Origin of the sequence: Chryseobacillus diguaensis, from assembly GCF_049220665.1 — a bacterium.
Classification (GTDB): domain Bacteria; phylum Bacillota; class Bacilli; order Bacillales; family Bacillaceae; genus Metabacillus_B.
Map to the genome: position 1 here is coordinate 178,974 of NZ_JBMKNV010000006.1, position 21,598 is coordinate 200,571.

The window sequence follows — 21,598 nt, forward strand, 5'->3', positions numbered from 1 at the left end:
ACGAATAGCAGCAATCTTGGCGAAAACAGCCTTTTCTAAATAAATGAGGTGAAAAAATGGACATTCAAATGAAGAACATTCACAAAGCATTTGGAAGCAATCAGGTGCTGCGGGGAGTTGACTTCCCTTTAAAGCAAGGAGAGATTCACGCTCTCATGGGGGAAAACGGAGCCGGAAAATCCACCTTGATGAACCTTTTGACAGGTCTTCATTCCATTGATGAAGGGACCATCCATATAGATGGTAAGGAAATCGTCTTCAGCAATCCAAAGGAAGCCGAGCAAAACGGTATTACCTTTATTCATCAGGAGCTGAATATCTGGCCGGATATGACGGTGCTTGAGAATCTGTTTATCGGAAAAGAATTGCGATCCCCTATCGGCTTTTTAAAGACAAAAGAAATGAGGGCGCTTGCCATAAAACAATTCGACCGGCTCGACGTCTCGATTCCGCTTGATAAACCGGCTGGCAGCTGCTCCGTCGGCGAACAGCAGATGATTGAAATTGCGAAGGCCTTAATGACAGATGCCAAGGTCATGATCATGGATGAACCGACAGCTGCCCTGACGGAGCGCGAAATTCAGAAGCTGTTCAATGTTATGAACTCGCTCAGAAATCAAGGCGTGTCGATCGTCTACATCTCTCATCGAATGGAAGAAATCTTTGCAATCTGTGACAGGATTACCGTCATGCGGGACGGGAAAATAATTGACACAAAGGCGATTCCAGAAACGAATTTCAATGATGTCGTGAAAAAAATGGTCGGCCGGGAGCTGAATGACCGCTTCCCTGATCGAAGCTTCAAAGAAGGACCCATCACCCTTGAAGTGAAATCGCTTACAAAAAAGGACGCCTTTCAGGATATCAGCTTTACCGTGCATGCAGGTGAAATTCTCGGTGTTTCCGGTCTCATGGGAGCAGGCCGAACCGAAATCATGAGAGCGATCTTCGGGGTTGATTCCTTCGATAGCGGTGAAATCTGGCTCGAAGGAAAAAAGCTCTCCATTAAAACGCCAGACCAGGCAGTAAAAGCAGGAATCGGCTTTATTACAGAAGACCGAAAAACAGAAGGATTAATCCTTGATTTCTCCATTAAAGACAACATGGTCCTCCCTACGCTGTACAGCTTTGCCCCTAATGGAATCATCAGCGACCAAAGCGAGGCTGATTTTACAGACATGCTGATCAAGCGCCTTTCTGTCAAAACCGCTTCAGCCGCTGCAAAGGTCAGCACCCTGTCCGGAGGAAATCAGCAAAAGGTCGTCATTGCGAAATGGATCGGGATTGGACCAAAGCTTCTGATCCTTGACGAGCCGACACGCGGTGTGGATGTCGGGGCAAAACGAGAAATCTATCAGCTGATGAACGAGCTGACGGACAGAGGAGTCGCGATTATTATGGTCTCCTCTGAGCTCCCTGAAATACTCGGAATGAGCGACCGGATCCTTGTTGTTCATGAAGGAAAGCTGACCGGAAATCTGCCAAAAGAAGAAGCTGATCAGGAAAAGATTATGTCATTAGCTACAGGAGGTCTATAACATGAAAACAATCATCGAAGGCACACAGCCTAAAAAAGCAGCCAGTGTTCAGTCCATCACGCAAAAGCTTGGCCCGCTGCTCGGTTTACTTTTATTAGTCCTTATCGTTTCGATATTAAATCCAAGCTTTCTAGAACCATTGAACATCCTTAACCTGCTTCGTCAGGTGGCCATTAATGCCTTAATCGCCTTTGGCATGACGTTTGTTATTTTAACCGGCGGCATTGATTTATCTGTCGGCGCTATTCTCGCCCTATCAAGCGCTCTATCCGCAGGCATGATCATTGCAGGCGTTGATCCCATTCTCGCTATTTTCATCGGAACAATCCTTGGCGGAATCATGGGGATGGTGAACGGCCTATTAATCACTAAAGGAAAAATGGCACCGTTTATCGCAACACTCGCAACAATGACGCTGTTTAGAGGACTCACGCTTGTCTTCACAAACGGAAATCCAATCACAGGTCTCGGAGACAATTACCTCTTCCAGTTGTTTGGACGCGGCTATTTCTTCGGCATCCCAGTTCCCGCAATTACGATGATCTTCACCTTTGTCATTCTTTATGTCCTTCTTCATAAAACACCTTTCGGCAGACGAACGTATGCCATTGGCGGGAACGAAAAGGCATCAATTATATCCGGGATTAAAGTGCCTCGTGTGAAAATGATGATTTACGGCTTGTCCGGTTTACTCGCAGCCCTTGCCGGATCCATTCTCACTTCCAGGTTGAACTCAGCGCAGCCAACAGCCGGCACGTCATATGAGCTGGATGCGATCGCAGCCGTTGTCCTTGGCGGGACAAGCCTGTCAGGCGGTAAAGGAAGAATTGCCGGCACACTGATCGGTGCCTTAATTATCGGAACGTTAAACAACGGCTTGAACCTGCTTGGCGTCTCCTCCTTCTATCAGATGGTTGTAAAAGGGATTGTCATCATCATTGCCGTATTGCTCGACCGAAATAAATCAGCGTAAGGAGAGGCTACTATGAAAAAAACACTTGTCATACTTGTCGCATTATCTCTCATGCTTTTAAGCGCATGCTCCCTTGATCCACCGGAATGGGCAAAGCCTGGGAAGAAAAAGAATCTAAAGGATATTAAAATCGGATTATCTGTCTCTACCTTAAATAACCCGTTCTTTGTTTCATTAAAGGATGGCGTCGTAAAAGAAGCGAAAGCACTCGGCATGCAGGTAAAGGTCGTGGATGCCCAAAACGACTCAGCGAAGCAAATTAACGATGTCGAAGACTTGATGCAGCAAAACGTAGATGTGCTGCTCATAAATCCAACAGATTCCTCCGCGATCTCATCAGCGGTACAATCAGCAAACAACATCGGGATCCCTGTCATCACGCTTGACCGCTCCGCTGAAAAAGGAGATGTCAAAACTCTCGTAGCCTCTGACAACATCAAAGGCGGCGAAATGGCTGGCGACTACCTAGTGAAAAAGCTCGGGAAAAATGCAGAGGTAGCTGAGCTCCAAGGGGTACCAGGGGCATCAGCCACACGCGAAAGAGGAAAAGGATTCCACAACGTCGCGGACAAACAGCTCAACATCACAGCAAGCCAGGCAGCCGACTTCGACCGCACAAAAGGCTTAAACGTCATGGAAAACATCCTCCAGGCCAAACCAAACATCAAGGCCGTGTTCGCCCACAACGACGAAATGGCATTAGGTGCGATCCAGGCTATTAACAGCTCTGGTAAAGACATTATGGTCATCGGCTTTGATGGAAATGATGATGCACTCAACGCCATTAAAGCAGGAAAGATGGAAGCCACCATTGCGCAGCAGCCTGAATTGATTGGGTCACTGGCTGTGAAAGCAGGAAAAGATGTACTAAGTGGGAAGAAGATAGAGAAAAAGATTCCGGTGCCTTTGAGGTTGGTGGCGAAGGACTAAAAGTAATGATGGATCTGCCAAGGGATTCAATTAATTAAATAAATCCCCTCTGATCGACTGTTAAAAGGGCTAATAATGAGCTCAAGTCTTATAAGAGGGGATATAAATTTTTAATTGCTTTTACTAATTTTAATATGTTGTTTTTGTAATAAAAAAGGTATAGCATTTTCTCCTTAAAACTGCTTTTTGAGACAGCTGCCGCGCAGTTTTTTATCGGTCTTTTGCTCAGCATACCGCTTCATAAGTGGCTGTCGCGGTGATGCTGGCTGCTAAGCCGATTTTACAAACCGCTTGTAAAAGACTTCAAGAGAAGGAATAAGCTCGCCCTTGCCGATCTTAAAAAGCTGCAGAGCCTGTTCATTCTGCTGTCTGCTTTTTGCGAATTCGAGAAATAGAAGCAGCCATTTCCTTCTTTTGAGGATTTCATAAGCTCCTCTGCTGTACAGCCATTCTTCAATAGTATTATAAATCCCTCTGTTGACACCGTATTTTTCTTTGCAATACTGCTGAAATTTCAAATCTGGAAAATGCAGTTCTTCACCCAACCCCCCTTGTCTCCTTTCATAACTTATTGTCTATTCTTAGGCTGCGGATTTTTCTTAATCAATCTCGTTTTCTCATGGATATCCAACTGAGTGATAACCCCTTCATGAATGGTGATAAACAGTGAGCCGTATTCCAGCTTTTCAAGAATGGACAGAAGGTATTCTTTCTTTTCCTGATCAACTTTTCCCATAGCCGCTCCTGCCTTTCATTAAGAATAAGATAAAAAAAGGCACTCTATTTCCAGGTTGGAAAATAAAATGCCTTCGGTTAACCGATCGGCTTATTATATGGATATTCCTATTCTAAATACGATTTAACCGATAAGTCAACTTGGAATTATAAAAAATGACTTTTGGCTTAATTTTTAATTTTTTGAATATTAAGTTGACAGATCGGATTACTGTGTATTAACATGTGTTTCAAGCAAAACAATTAAACTCTTATCAAGAGAGGCGGAGGGATTGGCCCAATGAAGCCTCGGCAACCACTTTTTGAACGGTGCCAATTCCTGCACAGATAAGAGGGAAGGTTGAACAGCCTCCCTTTTGGAGGCTGTTTTGCATTCTAATAAAATTTTATAGTTTTTATGGAGCCTTCTTTTTTTGAAAGAGGACAGAAAAAGGCCAGAACTAATAAAAAAAGGGGGAGAAAGCAGATGGTAGTGAAAAAGCATTCCTACGCATTATTCGCCCTGGCCGCCTTCATGCTGCTGGCCGCATGCCAGGCAAACGATGAAAAGGCAGCAGGTACAGCCGGGGGGAAAGAAATCCGCATTGGTTATCAGAAATTCGGGACACTGAACATCTTAAAGGCACAGGGGAATCTCGATCAGGCATTAAAGAAACAGGGCTATTCCGTGAAGTGGGCTGAGTTTCCGGCAGGTCCGCAGCTTTTGGAGGCTCTCAATGTAGGGAGCATCGATTTTGGGCATACAGGAGAAGCTCCTCCTGTATTTGCACAGGCAGCAAAGGCACCGCTTGTCTATGCAGGGAATGAGCCATCCAATCCTAAAGGGGAAGCCATTGTCGTGCCGAAGGACTCCAAAATTAAAAGCCTGGAGGATCTTAAGGGCAAAAAAATTGCGCTGAATAAAGGATCCAACGTGCATTACCTGCTTGTAAAAGCCTTGGAGAAAGCTCATTTAAAACCGGAGGATGTGAAAACGGTTTATCTTCCGCCTTCTGATGCACTTGGTGCTTTTCAGCGCGGCAGTGTAGACGCTTGGGTCATCTGGGATCCATTTTTGGCAAATGCAGAAGAAAAACTGGGGGTGAAAATAGTGCAGGATGGCGAGGGACTTGTGGCCAATCGCGAATTTTTACTGGCAAACAAAACATTTGCCGCCGAGCATCCTGACATTCAAAAAACCATTTTCGCAGAGCTCCGGAAAACAGATCAATGGGTCCAGGACAATCCTAAAAAAGCTGCGGAATTTTTATCGCCTCAAATCAACATCAGTGTTTCCGCTCTGGAGAAAACAATTAACAGAAGAAAATACGGTCTGGAAGAAATCAAGCCGGAGGTTCTCGCCCAGCAGCAGAAAATTGCTGATTCCTTCTACAATCTTAAGCTGATACCGGTAAAGATTGACGTCAATGAAGCAGCGGAAAGCAAAAAATAGAAAGGGGTATCCAATGAATATTTATTGGTTTTTGCCGACTCATGGTGACAGCAGGTATTTAGGAACGAGTACAGGGGGAAGGGCCATTACTTTTCCATACTTAAGACAAATTGCACAAGCGGTGGATGAACTGGGATATACCGGTGCTTTACTGCCTACAGGGCGGTCCTGTGAAGATTCATGGGTGACAGCATCCTCGCTTATTCCTGTCACCGAAAGAATGAAATTCTTGATCGCCGTCCGTCCGGGGCTGATCTCGCCGTCAGCAGCGGCACGGATGGCAGCTACCTTTGACAGGCTGTCCGGCGGCCGAATACTGATCAATGTGGTGACGGGAGGTGATCCTGTTGAGCTTGCAGGAGACGGGATTCATCTGAATCATGACGAGAGATATGAGGTAACAAATGAGTTTCTGGATATTTGGAGAAGAGTATCTGCCGGCGAGGAGACTGATTACAGCGGCAAGCACCTTAACGTAAAGGGAGCCAAGCTTCTCTACCCGCCTGTTCAAAAGCCATATCCTCCTTTATTTTTCGGAGGCTCCTCCGACCCGGCCATTGAGGCTGCGGCCAATCACATTGATGTATATCTGACATGGGGAGAGCCGCCGGCAGATGTGGCGGAAAAAATCAATAGGGTCAAACTAGCTGCTGAAAAAACTGGAAGGACGGTGCGCTTTGGCATCAGGCTTCATGTCATCGTCCGCGAAACCTCTCAAGAAGCGTGGGAAGCAGCAGACGATCTGATCCGCTATGCAGATGACAATATCATCGAGGCTTCGCAAAAAGTATTTGCCCGTTTTGATTCAGTGGGTCAGAAGCGGATGGCCGCTCTTCATCACAGTAAGAGGGATTCACTTGAAATCAGTCCGAATTTATGGGCCGGTGTCGGACTTGTCAGAGGCGGAGCGGGAACAGCCCTCGTCGGCAGCCCGGATGAAGTGGCAGAACGGATAGAGGAATACAAAGACCTTGGGGTTGAACATTTTATTCTTTCAGGGTATCCCCATCTGGAGGAGGCCTACAGAGTTGCCGAGCTGTTATTTCCAAAGCTTCATCTCGCACAGCCTGAGAAAAACGGCGGCCAATTTTTCAGCCCGTTTGGCGAGATCATAGCGAATTCCCATTATCCGAAGCAAAAAGAGGCGAACCGGTCATGACAGCAAAACGTATGAATTTCAATGAGCTTTTGCCTTGGGCTGTCCCGGCAGCCTTTATCGTTGTCTGGCAGCTCCTGTCACAGTTCGGCTTTCTTTCCTCGAGGATTTTGCCGGCCCCGGGCGATGTCGTAAAAGCGGCTATTAAGCTTGGATCCACCGGCGAACTTCTCCGCTATATCGGCACAAGCACACAAAGGGCTGTGATCGGCTTTATCATTGGCGGGAGTGCGGGCTTTTTGCTGGGACTCCTGAACGGATTATCCGCCGTTTCGGAAAAGCTGTTCGACTCTTCTCTTCAGATGCTGAGAACGATTCCCCACCTGGCGCTGATCCCGCTTGTCATCTTGTGGTTCGGGATCGGCGAGGAAGCCAAGGTGTTCCTGGTGGCCATTGGGGTTCTGTTCCCTATTTATTTGAATACATGCCATGGATTAAAAACGATCGACAAAGGACTTATTGAAGCAGCGAAAATATATGGATTGAGCGGGTTTGCGCTCTTCCGGGAAATTATTCTTCCGGCTGCGCTTCCATCGATACTGGTTGGAATCCGGTTCTCGCTTGGCATCATGTGGGTGACCTTAATCGTAGCGGAAACTATTTCAGCTGACTCGGGGATTGGATACATGGCAGCAAACGCACGGGAATTCCTTCAAATGGATGTCGTGGTGCTTAGCATTCTGTTATACGCTCTGTTAGGCAAGCTGTCTGATTTCATTGCAAAGGTGATCGAAAAAAGATGCCTGAAATGGCATCCATCTTATCAATAAGGAGGGTGACGGATGACAGTCAATGGGAGGCTCCAGCTTCAAAGCATAAAAAAATCGTTTGGAAGCCATGATGTTTTGAAAAATTTCAGCCTGGATCTGGAACCCGGAGAGTTTGCCGCCATAGTTGGAAAGAGCGGCTGCGGAAAAAGCACGCTTCTGAGAATCGCAGCTGGACTGGAAAGGCAGGATGAAGGCGAAATAAGGGTTAATAACACAGTGCTGAAGGGGCTGAACAAAAATTCAAGGATGATGTTTCAGGATGGGCGGCTTTTTCCGTGGAAAACTGTTCTTCAGAATGTCGGCACAGGCTTGAAAGGCGATTGGAAAGAAAAAGCGCTGAGCACGCTTGAAAAAGTAGGCCTCCGCGACCGGGCAAATGACTGGCCAACTGTTTTGTCAGGCGGCCAAAGGCAAAGAGTGGCGCTGGCAAGAGCGCTGATCAATGAGCCTTCTATTCTGCTTTTGGATGAGCCGCTTGGAGCCTTAGATGCCCTGACTAGAATTGAAATGCAGCGTTTAATCGAAAAGATTTGGCAGGAAAATCGTTTTACAGCGCTTTTGGTCACACATGATACTGAGGAAGCGATCGCGCTGGCTGACCGGGTCATTGTGATCGACGAAGGGAAAGCAGCCCTGAACATGCCCGTTTCATTGCCGCGTCCAAGACAAAGGGACAGTGCGGCTTTTGCCCAGGAAGCAGGTAAACTATTGGATCAAATTCTTGGCAAAGAAGAGAGGATTCCGGAAAGAAGGACTGCAAATGCTTAAGCTTAAGGCCGGCTGCATATTTTAAGCTTGCTCTGAAATGGAACAGAAAGCGAACAATAGCGCCGCAGAAAAGTATTGGCTGTGGAAAGGAGAATGAGGAATGGGACAGATGTATGATCTTGTGAACAGAAGAAAGAAGATAATGGCTGAATTCCGGTGCCTTTGAAGTTGGTGCGAAGGAATAATGGAAAATTAGAAAGAGGCCGATTTTGGGCCTCTTTGTATTTTATCCATATTAATTAGCTTGCTCTTCACCATTAACAAGATAATCATAAATCTTATAATCAATCGTCTGCTCCATCACCATATGAACATGAACAACCGGAAGCTCTTTTCCATCAGCGATCATCTTACTTTGCTTGATATTCGTTTTATCAGGATGGGCCTTTCCTAAGTAATAAAAATCGCTACCTTCCCCATCTTCCTTTTTCACAAAGATATGAAGGTTAATGTTGTTCTCATCGGCATGAATGATCTCCTTTACTTCCTTCGAATCCAACTTTCTATTCCTTCTAGTTACCCATTTTAGGAGTTCCTGGCTAAGGAACTCATCTTTATAATTAATACTTTCATCTATATCCGCCTTTTTATGATAGGTAATAAAAATAGGACATGTTTGATGCTTTGTTTTATATCCATTTACAATAGCACTTTCATCGTTCTCCCAATTTAAGAGCTTACAGACGTCCTTACGAGAATACTTCTGGTTAATCGTAAGCGGCTGATCACATCGATAGGCTTTTGTCTTTACCTTAGCACTTTTTATAATATCCTCTACTATTCTTCTAAAATAAGAATTCGTTCGAAGGCTTTCCTTCACTGACTGACCAAAAGTAAAAAATGCCTCTTCCGCAACAACGATAGGTATATCCCCGTATTTTTTACTAATAACTTTCGTAAAGAAGGATAGATCGAATACTCGACGAACAGAAGTAAGCTTCTCAGGACTAATTTGACAATTTAGTTCAAGTAATTTATCCGTATACATTTCGATACTTACTCTTTTATGCTTCATTAAGAGTTCTATCAATACAATCTCATGTAGCCGTTGTCCATTTAGTACTTCTAATGAAAGCATTGTGAGTACCTTACTTTCATACTCTGTGATAACAGGAACCTTTTCTTTCATTTTCATTAGAAATTGATAGTAATTGAAATGCTCCTCTACAATAACGACTGGATCAATCGAGTTATGCTGAATAAAGTCATATAGTTCAGGAATACGTCCAATGCGATTTTTAAGCTCCGTATAGGCTTCCCTTAGTACTTTTAGTGATGTCAATTTACTATTGGTTATTGCCTTGAATATCTGCTTCTTGGCGATTTCTTCAAAATTGATGGTAGAAACGCCTTTAATATAGCTTGTATCCTTAACATGACGGCGAATGTTGTCTTTGTTTTGTGACTTGTCCCCTGATAACGCAACAGGAATCAAATAGTTATTTTTATAGTTTCCGATAAAATCGATTATGGTCACATATTCTTTTGATGCGTGTTTACGAAGACCTCTTCCCAGCTGCTGAATAAAAATAATACTGGATTGTGTTTGTCGCAGCATCACCACTTGGTTAATACAAGGAATATCAATGCCTTCATTAAAAATGTCGACGGTTAAAATATATTCCAAATCCCCATTTTCAAGCTGGTTTATTGCAAGGGACCGCTCTTCCTGCGAGTTTTCACCTGTTAGGGAAACGGTACGTAATCCTCTATTGTTTAATTCAATTGAAAGCTTGGCTGCCTCGTCTTTTCTACTACAGAAGATTAATCCTTTTACCTTTTCACCAGAATGGCCATAGTAGTGAAGCTTCTCTAAAATATGATCCACTCGTTCGGTATCAAATAATTTTGAAAAAGAGACCTTTTCATCAAGCAACTCCCCCTCATATATCATGTCGGTGACACCAAAGTAATGGAAAGGGCAAAGCATATCTTCCTCTAATGCTTCCTGCAATCGAATTTCGTAGGCAATATTGTAATCAAACAGCTGATAGATATTAAAATCATCTGTCCGTTCAGGTGTAGCTGTCATTCCCATCAAAAATCTCGGTTTAAAATAATCGATGACTCGACGATAAGATGCGGCGCCAGTTTTGTGTACTTCATCTATGAGAATATAATCAAATTCCTCTGAATCAAATTGATTTAGGTTCTCTTCTTTCGAGATGGTTTGAATCGTAGCAAAAAGATACTTTGCTTTCGTCTGCTTAATGTTGCCTGAGTAAATGCCGAATTCAGATTCAATTCCACCAAGTATCTTTAAAAAGTCTGCTTTAGCCTTTGAAAGAATTTGTTCGCGATGTACGATAAAGAGCATTCTCTTTGGAGCATAGCGGCGAACATCGAATGCCGATAAATAGGTTTTTCCTGTCCCAGTGGCAGAAATAATAAGCCCTTTGTTTTTTCCTGCATCTCTTACGGCCTCAATTTGTAGTAGGGCAGTCTCTTGCATTTTATTTGGGACAATTCTCAAAGCTTCCTTCAAAGCATTTGTTTCATAAGGAGCTGGCAGTTCAATCAATTGATTGATCTCATTACCTCTTGCAATTGGAGTGTATGACCTCTCATACTCTTCTATCCAGTCTGGAGTAAGGATATGGGCATTCTCCCACACTTCCTCAAACTGATTCTTGAAATGGTGAATAATCTCCCCATCTTCATGAGATGTGAGCTTAACATTCCATTCGTAATTTACCTTTAAGGCATGGGCGGTTAAATTTGAGCTACCTACAATAAGAGAATAATGCGTTTTATGTTTGAAAATATATCCTTTAGAATGGAAGCCTTTTAAATCGGTTGTCCTCACTTCTACATTTTTAAGCTTCAGCAGCTCTTTAAATACCTTTGGCTGGTTAAAGTTTAAGAAGGTGGAGGTTAAAATCCGACCTCGAATCCCTTTTCGTTTTAAATCAAGCAAATGAGACTTTAATGTAGCTAAGCCACTCTCTGTAATAAACGCTACAGAGAAGATAAAGTCGATGCTTTTATCCAGTTCTTCCAATACGGCATTTAAGACATTCTCGTTTTTATGGGTGTTATTCACCAATAATTCAGGTCGAAAATTACCTGAGCGAGTATGCTTCTGATCAATAAACCCTTTATATAAAGAAGCCGTTAAGTTCTCAACTAAATTTGACATAATATCCCCTTATTTACCAAGTATTCTTTCATTGTAAGACGATATAGTAGATCCTGCAAATAAAGATTAAACATAAAAAGCTACCCACATTTTGTGAGTAGCTCTCTATTAGTTAATAAAGGATTCTCTTGAGATTTTTTCAATAGCAGGCACATCAGCTGGAGCCCAATCCAGCGTTTGCAGCTCCCCAGGCTCTAACCATTTCATCGCAGCATGCTCGGTTAATACCGGTTTCCCTTCCTTCAGCTCGCAGTAAAAAGTGGTAAGATGCACTATGCCAAAGTCATATTCATAAATTGTTGTTTCAATCTTCTCTCCAATTTCCACTTTGCAAAGCATTTCTTCTTCAATCTCCCGGCGCAAAGCCTCTTGCAGCGTTTCCCCTTCTTCAATTTTGCCGCCTGGGAATTCCCACTTTAGCGGAAGCACTTTGCCATTTCCCCGCTGGGCACAGAGGATTTTGCCGTTTTCAATGATTACTGCGCCTACTACATGAATATTCTTTTTCATAGCAGCCTCCTTAGAACCATCCTATATTCTTTCTTCATTATAACTTACCTCACAGGCAGTTGAAACGCACCGATAGAGTAATGGTAAAATAAGAGATAATGACGAAATTGGGGGAATACGATATGCCAACTTACAACAAGCTTGTCCGTGACAGAATTCCAGAGATCATCAGTGCGACTGGAAAGTCCTTTGAAACTCGCATTCTTGAAAAGGATGAATACATAACAGAATTAAAGAAAAAGGGTTATGAAGAACGTTAGGAATACATGGCTGCCGAAAGCAATGCTGAGGCTATTGAGGAGCTTGCTGATTTATTGGAAATAATTTTTTTAAGGAAATGGTATGTAGAAAAAAGGAAATTATAGTAGTATTTAATTATTAGTATTATCACCAAACAGAAGAATAGGTGGTCTTTTTGAAAGAAATTAACATTAGAAAAACAGAATTACTGTATAAAGTCTTTGCGCGACACAAAGTGCCTGCTAAATTAGGAAAACTGTTGATTAATACAGCAGAAATTCAATCCTACGAGAATAATTCACAGGCTATTAGAATGAAGGAATACCAGAAATTAATTGATTATCATTTTAACAGTGAAAAGTAAAGGTGATGAAACAAAGCAATGCTTCTTAAGAAACTGACATTTGACAACTATAAAACATATTATGGTGTTCAGGAAGTAGATTTATATATACCAGAAAAAGAACGCAAAGAAAATGGGAAGAATATTATTCTATTAGGCGGACTAAATGGTGCTGGAAAAACAACAATTTTAAAGGCAATTTTATATATCTTGTTTGGAAAAAGAGGAATGAGTGAGGTTGAATATAAAAGACTTTTTTCAAATGTAATTAATAACACTTTTTATAATGAAGGTGGTAAAAGTTGTTCAGTATCCTTGTCCTTGGAGCTAGATTCGGGCGAGGAATGGACCCTAAAGGTAAAGTGGTATTTTGATCATCTCAAGAGACTAACTCACGAGGAGAGATCCTTAGACGTTAAAAAGACAGGTTCTTTCGCCACAAAGCATGCTCGAATAGATAATATTGAGGTCTATAACCGTTACATTGATAAAATTATTCCTTACCATGCTGCTCCTTTTTTTATTTTTGATGGGGAAGAGATAAAAGATATTATACTCCGCCAAAACAGCCATGAAATGAAGGAAGCCATTCATAAGATAACAGGGATGGAATCATATAAACTTTTGCTGAATGATTTAAAATCAATGAGGACGTCTATTCAAAATCAACTTGCAAGATCAACTAGTCGTGCGAGTATTAAAAATGATGAAGCAGAATTACAGGAGCTTAATGAAAGTATTTCAAAATTTGAAGATAGAAAAAACCTAATTTCACAAAAAAAGCAACAGTATGAAAAATTAATTATTGAAGCTAAAAAAGAGAGAAATGATAAATTAATTCACAATTCTAAATCTAGAGAGGCAGTATTAAAGAAACAAACAAAAGTAGCCACTGAGTTAGAATTGGTTAATAAGGATTTCGCATCATTTTATTCCGAGAATGTTATCACCATCATTTTAGGTGAAAAATTGCACAATCTGAAAACCAAATTAAAAGAAGAAAATCAAAATGCGCATAACAAGATCATCCAAAAAGCCTCTTTAACACCTTATAGAAATTTTATGGATCAACTTTTAAAGATGAACATTCATCCTCCTTTAACTGAAGAACAAGTAATGCAGATTAACGGACTAGGTGAAGAAATTTGGAAAAAAGAAAATGCTATAAAAAGCTCTATTGATACTGAAGAAATTCACGATATTTCTAATAAAGAGTATAGTTTCTTAACTTCTATACCCATTAAAGATAAGCAGCAAGTAATACAATTTTTAAACAGAATTGAAAAGCTTAGTCAAGAATTTAACGAATTAGATAATGAAATAAGAAATGCACCAGATACTGTTAACATAGAAGAAGAAAACAATAAAATTGACCTTTTAACTAAATCATATGGCGAAATAGATTCTAAATACAAATCAGTCATGCTGAGACTCAACAAACTAAACGATCAAAGAACGAACCTTAAAAATAAATTCACACGCTTAAGTGGCCAAGATGAAAACACAGAAGAACTGCAGGAAAGATATAAGAATGTCGATAAAACGATTGCAGCAATGGAAGAATACGTTACAGAAGTAACCAAAATGAAAGCAGAATTTATTAGAGCAGAATTTGCTAAAATGCTGAAAATTTTGTTTAGAAAGCAAGATGAATTTGGAAAAATAGAATTTGATATCAACACTTATTCAATAAGGTTATATAGTGATCTAATGCAAGAAATTAGTATTCAGGAAAGGTCAGCTGGAGAGATGCAAATGATTTCCTCTTCATTAATTTGGGCTCTCACTAAAGCATCAGATCTTTCATTACCAATGGTAATAGATACCCCGCTAGGACGATTGGATAGTTACCATAGGAATCACCTAATAAATCATTATTATAAAGAGCTTGGCGAGCAAGTTATCATTTTATCAACGGATACTGAAATCACGGAAGATTATATAAAAATAATGCAAGATGCATCTTATAGACAATACATGTTAGATTATGATGAGAATAAAAAATATACCATCATCAGAGATGGGTATTTTGATTTTGTAAGGTTGTGACATAATGGCCAATAAAAGAATGAATTTATCTGAAGAAGGTAAAGAGATTCTGGACAATATAATTGCTTTGTTAGAAACTGAAAGGCCTCAAGCAATTAAAATTGCGTTAGCTAAAGGAATTTCGATTTCAGATAACGTTGATATTCCCCAATACAATTCCAGTGGAAAGAATAAATGGACAATTCCTGATAGTATTATTAAAGATAAGGAATTTACATTATTTAAGCATTTAATTATCAATGAAGCGGAAAAGCCTCTTAATGATGACACGCTGCATGATTATATGATTGCTTATATTGAGATCGGTTTAAGAGCCCTAGATTCTCTTAAAAAGAGTAAAACCTCCATGGAAGACTTTCGGTTAATGATCTTGTGAAAATTAAACAGACCCCATCAATATTTAGATGGGGTCTGTTTTTTATATCCGCTCACTTAGTGGAATAATATCAACTACTGTGATGGTTGGGTTGGAGAGTTCTCCATTTTCTTTTAATAATGGTCCATGTACAATACATTGTCCTTTTTTTAAAGAAGAGAGTTTTCCTTCCCACAATTTTCTTTCACTAGGTTCTTTTGATAAGTTACTTGCAATATGAGATATTTCTTGCTCAGGTGGTGAGAAATAAATCTTTTGAGACGAATTCTGTAACCTTGCTAACTCATCAGCATCTAGTTGCGACTTCAAAAATTGTGTAGCATACCAAGCAGACCAACCGAACTTTCTACCTTCAGTTAAAATTCTAGCAGAAGGTGATTTTTCAGTATGATCTAAATTTTGTGCTTCATCCATAATTACTGGCATTGGTTTATTTTTGGTTCCATTTTTCACCGAATAGTTCCACAAGTCCCACAAAATGAACTCCGTTATGATTAATTGAACATCTCTTGGAAACCCAGTCAATTGAATAACATATACATCTCCATTGCTCTCAATAATATCGCTCCATTTAATCGTATTATTAATGCTGAATGGATCTCGATCGATTAATGGTCTGATTTGAGATAGCGCAGTTTTAGAGTAATTACTTCCATCCTCTTCAAGCAAATCTCTAAGTTTAACTAAACTCATTTGGTCTCCAAACTTTTGAAGCCCATTCAGAATTGCTTCATATATTGCATTAAGTTGTTGAATACCGAGCTGCTTATAAACTGATGAGAAAACGCTTTTTACACGCTCAGCAATATCAGTATTAGATTCAGGCAGGAGGATTCCCCCGATATCCCGTGTGTTTTTCTCAAAAGGATTTAAAGGAAGTTTTTCGCTATAGACTATTTTTTGTTTTAAATGATCCCCTAAAGCACTGACAAACTCTTCTTCAAGTTGATTAGGAAGAAATCCTTCAGTATAGTCTATAATGATGCTTGGAATTCCCAGCTTAGACTTTTCAAGCAATAGGCATTGCATAAAGTAAGTTTTTCCTTGGCCTGACTTACCTGAAATAAGTAAGTGTCTATTAGCTAACCCGCTATTACCATATTCCCAATAGATATCTTTATTAGAATTAGCTGCTTTCCCAATTAAAATCCTTGCATTTTCTAAAGGTAACCTTTTATTAGTAAAATCTAAGTCAGTTTCTTTCTTTTCTACCTTTGCCTCTTTGTCAAACACTTCATTTTCTATTGTAGTCGCTATTTCTGTTGTTGTAAGATATTCTTCCCCTTGGTGTTTATTTATTATGGAAGGTGACTTTTCAGATGCTAAATTACTTAGTTGATTTTTATCATTTGTATTAGAAGAAACCTGATACTGATAAGAAAGCATATCTTCTTTCACAAAATCACTTTCATCTTTCTGAATCCATTGCCATAGGTTACTGATTGGCTTAACGAGACCTTCATATCCATCCTTTTCAGTAAGTGTTAATAAAAGCACTTCAGCTTCCATCTCAGCACTTCTGTGAAAAGCATCTTTTTGAAAGGAGAGAATTGCCCCTTCACCAACATAATGTGTTAATGAGTTGGAAATTTCATATTGATCTTTTAGTAATTTTTCAATAACAGACTCTGAAAGATTGTAGTTTTTGTCTAGCCAAAATCCACTTTTATGAAGCCTTTGGGCACTTGATATAAGTAATTGCACAAAGAAATTTCTATAAAATTTACCTGTAAAGGATTTACCTGTTTCTCCAATTAAAGTTTCTCTAAATAAGTTTTTGGTTTGTCTAACCTGTTTCTGTGCCTTATCAAGAACATCCCCTCTATTCAGTCCTATTTTAACTTCGACAGGATAGAAATGGAGAGAAATTTCGCCTTCACTTTCTTCAAGCCCAATTAAAAGCAGGTCATCACTATGGCTGCCTTTTACACCTAAATTTTTCGCTGTAAATACTCCATCAATTCTGCTTAAGCTTACCGCCCCTGCAACACGAAGTATTTCTTCCAATGAGATAGGTATCCAAATAATATTTGGGTGATCAAAATACGACACAGCATACTTGATTGCAGAAATAATACTTAACTTTTCCCGGTCATATTGACCTTTGCTGCCTATAATCCTTAGCAGCCATTCACCATTAAATGTATTAAAAGCTTTAATAGTGTTTAAAACATTTTCATCGTTTCCTTCTATATCTTTTTGTTTAAGAAACTCTTTGATCACAGCATAATATTGATGTGATTTGTCCGTTACTGTAATGGCATCATATCTGTTTGATGAGGAATATTGATCACTATAATGAATAACTACAAGGTTTTCTTGTTCATTAAAATACTCTAAATCAATAGTAGGATCCACAAATGTTACCCATAAAGAAGCCTTGAATATTCTCTCTAGATTTTCTGAATCTGTAGAAGTTGTCCTTGAAAAGATGGATTCACCTTTACGGTAACTATCATTCCCACTATTTCTTAAATTTGCAGCTAGTTCATTAACATATAGTGCCGTGGTTGTTAGAACGTTATCCTCTTTTATTGAATAACCTTTAATACCAAAGCCAGCCTTATAAGTTTCCTCATCTCTCATTGTTGGAACACTAGCATATAATCCCTCAAGAGCAAAACCAGAAACCATTTCTTTATATGGTTGAACTGCAAAATTTTCTTGAGCGTTCATTTTATAAAAAGAAATATGTGCATATCTATAAGCTGAATTTGGGTCTTTTTTATAAAAGGATAAATTCTCTCGAATCTTTCTTAAGAGATCATCCTGTTCATATTCTTTAGATTTTATTTTTAAGTTGAATGTATCTTCTATTTGTTGAACTGATTCCGTACGAGCATAGAGATCAAAAGCACTTTCTTTTACCAATTCAGTGTAAATCGTCACTTCGATTTTGCCTAAATTGTTAATTCCATTCCGCTCTATCTTTCTAATCATCCATAGTATAATACCGCGAACAATTTCTATATCATTCGCAATATTAATGATATTTAGTTGTAAAGGAGCTTCAGACTTTTCCATAAACAAATAGGAAAAATGCTCTCTAAACTGAGAAATTTTATCCATGACGACTTTAGCCAAATACTGATTAGCGTCTGAGACAGAAACTTGATTAACAGGCTTATATACTATCCATTCCATAGCTGCTTGCTGGTGTTCAGGCCTATACAAATCTCTATCATCGTAAATGAAGGGTACTAATGATACAGGGTTAAGACGGTTTAGAATACTATTATCAACTTCTTCTTGTTCAAGTTGTTCATACATTTTTAATTTAAAAGCAACAGAAATGGGATGAAAAGGAGTAAAATAGATTGTCTCATTGGCTTGGATCGTCCCCAGCTTAAATAGGTCCATCCCTTTTCTTCCCGCAGCCGCTCCGTCTTCGAATTTCTTTATTTCATTGATATAAATCTTTAAATATTCTAAAGCTCTTTGCTTGTACTCTTCAGTAACAGCAGATAAACTCGGAATACTTTCTCTAGGTTTAAAATAGTTAATTAATCTACTATATGCTTCTCTAAGATCTTCGCTTAATGATAATTCCCTAACGACTAATTGGTCCGAACTAAATTCCGCTGCTTTTATTCCATTTTCAACCCAGCTATTTTCCCAATTAAAGAAGTCCTTGTACTCAGAATGAAAATAAAATTCTCTATTCTCATGAACTAGTCGATTGTTGCCTTTAACCCACCGAACATCCTTACCTGTTTCTCTAATAGTCTTCCATAACCGTTGACCAGAAATAGGCATTGATTCTGGGAGTTCATTTTTTAATTTGATTGGTACAAGGGTTTGATCAAATTTTAAGTTAATCAATAGCTCATCATTGTCATCAAATGCTTCTGGAAGTGGCCGAACTTTCACTTGAAGGTCATTTGTTATTTCAATCGGCTGATTTTGGTTAGAGTCTATTTGAACTTCTTTTCGTTCAAGCCCATGTCCAAAATTCAACACTTCATCTTCAAAATGAAGACCTATTGAGCCCTCAACAGGATCAATAACATAATTAGATTTATATTCATTAAAATACTCTGGGTTTACTGGTAAAATAGCAACTAAAAAGTCTGCTCCTAATTGAGCTTTCTTTTCATGTTTATAAGAAAACCTTATAAATCTAACTTTATTCCTCTCTGTATGCACATTCACTAAAACATTTGTTCTTTTGACTTCAAATGTAGTATTCACTTTAAATTGGTTAGGCACCGTAAAATATTGCTGTGAGAGACTTTTATCACTACCCGTTATTCTAAAAGAAACCTGAATGGTAATTTCTTCTTCATTATTAGAGTTAAATACAATAATATGTCTTTTTCGATTTCCTGCAGCAGAATTTTTTTGAGGCCGTTCCCAAAAAAGTAAGTTACCATTTATCTTAATAGAATCTATGTCTATTTTTTTTCCTTTATTGGTTACGATAAATTCTTCGTTGAGTTTGTAGACTTTCGGAAAAGAAATGTTCTTCCACTCGACATCTAGCAATTCTTTTGCACCCTCAGGTGTAAACCTCTTCTCTAACTCATCACTTCCCAGTCCAAACTCATGAACTTTTCTTACAAATTCAAATAACTCCCTATTTTCAATTAATCGTTCTGTTTGGGCTTTTCCTTTAAATGTATCAAGATCTGGATCTCTAAATATTCCAAATTTATAGTAATCTGTATCAGCAATATTTCCTCTTTGTAATGTAGAAAAAATGTCTTCAAATTCAAAAATAGTAAGTTGCTGATATGTTTGTTCAGTCAACAGATTCTTAAGGTTATCTAGTAGAATTAGTTTTTCAATTTTATTTAATTCGCTATCCTCAATTTGCTTTTTTAACTTTAAAAAAAGAGAAGATGGATGCAGCGGCATACCTTCTTTTTGGAGATCACTGCTTCCACCCTGAATAGAATCTAATTGTTCTGAGACTAGGCTTAATAAGGCGGTGTTTTCCCATTCATTTCTTTGTTCTCCAACCTGATTCCGTAATGTAACGAGAAAGTCAGGCTTAACTTTTTCAGAGGTGTAGGCAACCACTAATTGTATGTTCTCAAAAGGAATTGAAAATGTTTCATACTTATCCCCATATTCATGCTGGTACTGAAAGGGTCGAGCATTTTTATTTTCCAATGACTCTATAAGAGCTGAAACATCAGACTGTTTATCCAATTGCAAATAAAACCTGTCTCCATTTTTAATTCCTGTTCCTTGAAAATATTCTAAAATAACTGATGAAATGTAGTTATAAAATTGGTTTGACATATTGGGCATCCCCACTATCACTTTTTTTATCTATAATGTTTAAATTATCGTACAGTTTTACGACTTCAGTCTTTGAGTAGCGATCCAACAGAATTCCTCGTTTTTCAAACTCATTAAACAAATCTTTCAATGGAATTCGTTTATCTTTTACTGATACTGCAGTAAGGAGTAATAAAAAATCATGTTTAATATTCAAAACTTGGCCTAGGTTCCCTCGATTTTTTATAAATTGATTTGCTGCTAGGTCTTCAATATTCCCACCGTATTTTTCACTTACAGATGTACTAGTACCTTCTTCTATACACTTAAACAGAACCTCAAATGCTTCTGGTATTGTTGCAGAATGATCTTCTATAGAAACGCCTGTAAATTTTAATTGTTTATATTCATTAATCCAAGCTTTTAAATCTTTAAGAAATGCTTGTTCAAAGTCAGTACCTCTAGCAACTATCTCATCATAAAGTTCTTTATAAGGCATAAATGATAATTTCCCGTTACTTTTTTCATTAAGTACATTGTTGCTTAAGTGCGAAATAGCATGTATATGAGGAAAAAGATGTTTCGCACTCGCTTTAATATATTTATAGCTTTGTATTTCTTCTGCTGCTCTCCTTCTCTTACTAAGTGCCTCCCAATCTAAGGAAAAATATATTGGTTGCACTTGATCAAATGAGCCCTTTGTAAATTGTTCAAATTTTATTATTAATTGACTCGCATACATAAACGCATAAAAATGTGTTAATACAGGAAATGCGGAGATAAAATAGTCTTTAAACTTGCTTAAATATAAAACATCTTCCTGATAACACTTTGCCAGTGGTTCTAACAATGATTGATAGTGATTTTGAATTGCTTTATCCTCTTTTAATGCATCTAATTGACTTAAAATTAATTCAGTTAGAATATCTTCTGCTGTTTTATTTGTAAATACTTCCTTTAATTCACGGTTATTCTTAGCCAACGTTTCATTTAAAAACTGGGCATATTTTTTAAATTCATTGCTATTTTTTTCATCTATTGTTATATAGTTAAAAAGGTGTAGATGTATTGGTTTAATTTCATCCTGATTAAATAAATACTGATCAAGGAAGCGGATAAAGTCGTAAGAGGCTTCACTACTATCATTGAAATCTAAACTCTCAGCAATTTGCTCGCTCAGGATGTTCTCATCTGCAGAAGTGTAAAATTCTTTCTGCTTATACAAGTTCGTATTCAAATGCACAGAACAGATTCTTCTTGTATATTCGCCCAATACTTTGTTAAAGTTTCCTCTAATCGCTCTTGTTTTTTTTGATAAAAAAGGGAGCACATCAAGAACATCACCTACATCATGTTTCCCCTTTTTCTCTAAGTGATTTTTCAAATCAGTTTTATATAATGTTTCTTCCAACG

16 protein-coding genes, 1 pseudogene and 1 riboswitch are annotated in these 21,598 nt (G+C 38.8%); of the genes and pseudogenes, 11 read left to right on the plus strand and 6 right to left on the minus strand.

Going from position 1 to position 21,598, the window contains the following annotated elements; translation table 11 throughout:
* Positions 1 to 56: 56 nt before the first annotated feature.
* The 3 genes from ACOT8F_RS12040 to rbsB are packed head-to-tail and all read left to right on the plus strand — an operon-like array spanning position 57 to position 3,441.
* Positions 57 to 1,538 carry a sugar ABC transporter ATP-binding protein gene (locus ACOT8F_RS12040; protein WP_421652153.1) on the plus strand — a complete coding sequence of 494 codons (1,482 nt, stop codon included), beginning with the start codon at positions 57 to 59 and terminating at the stop codon, positions 1,536 to 1,538.
* A gap of 1 nt (position 1,539) precedes the next feature.
* Positions 1,540 to 2,511: a ribose ABC transporter permease RbsC gene (rbsC, locus tag ACOT8F_RS12045; RefSeq protein ID WP_421652154.1), complete on the plus strand. Its 972-nt coding sequence runs from the start codon at positions 1,540 to 1,542 to the stop codon at positions 2,509 to 2,511.
* A gap of 12 nt (positions 2,512 to 2,523) precedes the next feature.
* Positions 2,524 to 3,441 carry a ribose ABC transporter substrate-binding protein RbsB gene (gene rbsB / locus ACOT8F_RS12050; RefSeq protein ID WP_421652155.1) on the plus strand — a complete coding sequence of 306 codons (918 nt, stop codon included), beginning with the start codon at positions 2,524 to 2,526 and terminating at the stop codon, positions 3,439 to 3,441.
* 269 nt (positions 3,442 to 3,710) lie between these two features.
* Here rbsB and ACOT8F_RS12055 read toward each other — a convergent pair whose 3' ends face one another.
* A complete protein-coding gene (locus ACOT8F_RS12055) occupies positions 3,711 to 3,986 on the minus strand; it encodes a hypothetical protein (RefSeq protein WP_421652156.1) in 276 nt (91 codons plus the stop codon).
* A gap of 23 nt (positions 3,987 to 4,009) precedes the next feature.
* Positions 4,010 to 4,177 carry a DUF2292 domain-containing protein gene (locus tag ACOT8F_RS12060; protein ID WP_421652157.1) on the minus strand — a complete coding sequence of 56 codons (168 nt, stop codon included), beginning with the start codon at positions 4,175 to 4,177 and terminating at the stop codon, positions 4,010 to 4,012.
* A 247-nt stretch (positions 4,178 to 4,424) separates the two neighbouring features.
* Positions 4,425 to 4,510, plus strand: a riboswitch (SAM riboswitch).
* A 132-nt stretch (positions 4,511 to 4,642) separates the two neighbouring features.
* Between ACOT8F_RS12060 and ACOT8F_RS12065 the strand changes: the two genes are divergently transcribed.
* Genes ACOT8F_RS12065 through ACOT8F_RS12080 form a run of 4 tightly spaced genes read left to right on the plus strand, consistent with a single transcriptional unit; the run spans position 4,643 to position 8,302 of the window.
* Positions 4,643 to 5,608, plus strand: a complete 966-nt coding sequence (locus ACOT8F_RS12065) for a sulfonate ABC transporter substrate-binding protein (RefSeq protein ID WP_421652158.1) — start codon at positions 4,643 to 4,645, stop codon at positions 5,606 to 5,608.
* A 13-nt stretch (positions 5,609 to 5,621) separates the two neighbouring features.
* Positions 5,622 to 6,767: an FMNH2-dependent alkanesulfonate monooxygenase gene (gene ssuD / locus ACOT8F_RS12070; RefSeq protein WP_421652159.1), complete on the plus strand. Its 1,146-nt coding sequence runs from the start codon at positions 5,622 to 5,624 to the stop codon at positions 6,765 to 6,767.
* A complete protein-coding gene (gene ssuC, locus ACOT8F_RS12075) occupies positions 6,764 to 7,534 on the plus strand; it encodes an aliphatic sulfonate ABC transporter permease SsuC (RefSeq protein WP_421652160.1) in 771 nt (256 codons plus the stop codon). Before ssuD ends, ssuC begins: the two co-directional genes overlap by 4 nt.
* Before the next feature lie 12 nt (positions 7,535 to 7,546).
* Positions 7,547 to 8,302: an ATP-binding cassette domain-containing protein gene (locus ACOT8F_RS12080; protein WP_421652161.1), complete on the plus strand. Its 756-nt coding sequence runs from the start codon at positions 7,547 to 7,549 to the stop codon at positions 8,300 to 8,302.
* 235 nt (positions 8,303 to 8,537) lie between these two features.
* Here ACOT8F_RS12080 and ACOT8F_RS12085 read toward each other — a convergent pair whose 3' ends face one another.
* Both ACOT8F_RS12085 and ACOT8F_RS12090 read right to left on the minus strand, forming a co-directional pair.
* A complete protein-coding gene (locus ACOT8F_RS12085) occupies positions 8,538 to 11,441 on the minus strand; it encodes a DEAD/DEAH box helicase (protein ID WP_421652162.1) in 2,904 nt (967 codons plus the stop codon).
* A gap of 108 nt (positions 11,442 to 11,549) precedes the next feature.
* Positions 11,550 to 11,951 carry a (deoxy)nucleoside triphosphate pyrophosphohydrolase gene (locus ACOT8F_RS12090; RefSeq protein ID WP_421652163.1) on the minus strand — a complete coding sequence of 134 codons (402 nt, stop codon included), beginning with the start codon at positions 11,949 to 11,951 and terminating at the stop codon, positions 11,550 to 11,552.
* Between the two features lie 122 nt (positions 11,952 to 12,073).
* Here ACOT8F_RS12090 and ACOT8F_RS12095 point away from each other — a divergent pair.
* The 4 genes and pseudogenes from ACOT8F_RS12095 to ACOT8F_RS12110 form a co-directional block, all read left to right on the plus strand.
* Positions 12,074 to 12,277 (plus strand): annotated as a pseudogene (locus ACOT8F_RS12095) (nucleoside triphosphate pyrophosphohydrolase); the annotation flags it as partial.
* Positions 12,278 to 12,366: 89 nt separating this feature from the next.
* Positions 12,367 to 12,555, plus strand: coding sequence for a hypothetical protein (locus tag ACOT8F_RS12100; RefSeq protein WP_421652164.1), 189 nt, complete (start codon positions 12,367 to 12,369; stop codon positions 12,553 to 12,555).
* Between the two features lie 18 nt (positions 12,556 to 12,573).
* Positions 12,574 to 14,583, plus strand: a complete 2,010-nt coding sequence (gene dndD / locus ACOT8F_RS12105) for a DNA sulfur modification protein DndD (protein ID WP_421652165.1) — start codon at positions 12,574 to 12,576, stop codon at positions 14,581 to 14,583.
* Between the two features lie 4 nt (positions 14,584 to 14,587).
* Positions 14,588 to 14,959, plus strand: a complete 372-nt coding sequence (locus tag ACOT8F_RS12110; protein WP_421652166.1) for a hypothetical protein — start codon at positions 14,588 to 14,590, stop codon at positions 14,957 to 14,959.
* 42 nt (positions 14,960 to 15,001) lie between these two features.
* Here ACOT8F_RS12110 and dptH read toward each other — a convergent pair whose 3' ends face one another.
* On the minus strand, positions 15,002 to 20,206 hold the full coding sequence (gene dptH / locus ACOT8F_RS12115) for a DNA phosphorothioation-dependent restriction protein DptH (protein WP_421652167.1): 5,205 nt from the start codon (positions 20,204 to 20,206) through the stop codon (positions 15,002 to 15,004).
* Complete coding sequence (gene dptG / locus ACOT8F_RS12120) at positions 20,187 to 21,596, minus strand: DNA phosphorothioation-dependent restriction protein DptG (RefSeq protein ID WP_421652168.1); 1,410 nt, start codon at positions 21,594 to 21,596, stop codon at positions 20,187 to 20,189. The genes dptH and dptG overlap by 20 nt, the downstream gene beginning before the upstream one ends.
* Between the last annotated feature and the right edge of the window lie 2 nt (positions 21,597 to 21,598).

Excerpts from the sequence above, each read along its gene's own strand:
- ACOT8F_RS12040 (WP_421652153.1), top strand. The coding sequence starts at position 57 with ATGGACATTCAAATGAAGAACATTCACAAAGCATTTGGAAGCAATCAG.
- rbsC (WP_421652154.1), top strand. The coding sequence starts at position 1,540 with ATGAAAACAATCATCGAAGGCACACAGCCTAAAAAAGCAGCCAGTGTT.
- rbsB (WP_421652155.1), top strand. The coding sequence starts at position 2,524 with ATGAAAAAAACACTTGTCATACTTGTCGCATTATCTCTCATGCTTTTA.
- ACOT8F_RS12060 (WP_421652157.1), bottom strand. The coding sequence starts at position 4,177 with ATGGGAAAAGTTGATCAGGAAAAGAAAGAATACCTTCTGTCCATTCTT.
- ACOT8F_RS12065 (WP_421652158.1), top strand. The coding sequence starts at position 4,643 with ATGGTAGTGAAAAAGCATTCCTACGCATTATTCGCCCTGGCCGCCTTC.
- ssuD (WP_421652159.1), top strand. The coding sequence starts at position 5,622 with ATGAATATTTATTGGTTTTTGCCGACTCATGGTGACAGCAGGTATTTA.
- ssuC (WP_421652160.1), top strand. The coding sequence starts at position 6,764 with ATGACAGCAAAACGTATGAATTTCAATGAGCTTTTGCCTTGGGCTGTC.
- ACOT8F_RS12080 (WP_421652161.1), top strand. The coding sequence starts at position 7,547 with ATGACAGTCAATGGGAGGCTCCAGCTTCAAAGCATAAAAAAATCGTTT.
- ACOT8F_RS12085 (WP_421652162.1), bottom strand. The coding sequence starts at position 11,441 with ATGTCAAATTTAGTTGAGAACTTAACGGCTTCTTTATATAAAGGGTTT.
- ACOT8F_RS12090 (WP_421652163.1), bottom strand. The coding sequence starts at position 11,951 with ATGAAAAAGAATATTCATGTAGTAGGCGCAGTAATCATTGAAAACGGC.
- dndD (WP_421652165.1), top strand. The coding sequence starts at position 12,574 with ATGCTTCTTAAGAAACTGACATTTGACAACTATAAAACATATTATGGT.
- ACOT8F_RS12110 (WP_421652166.1), top strand. The coding sequence starts at position 14,588 with ATGGCCAATAAAAGAATGAATTTATCTGAAGAAGGTAAAGAGATTCTG.
- dptH (WP_421652167.1), bottom strand. The coding sequence starts at position 20,206 with ATGTCAAACCAATTTTATAACTACATTTCATCAGTTATTTTAGAATAT.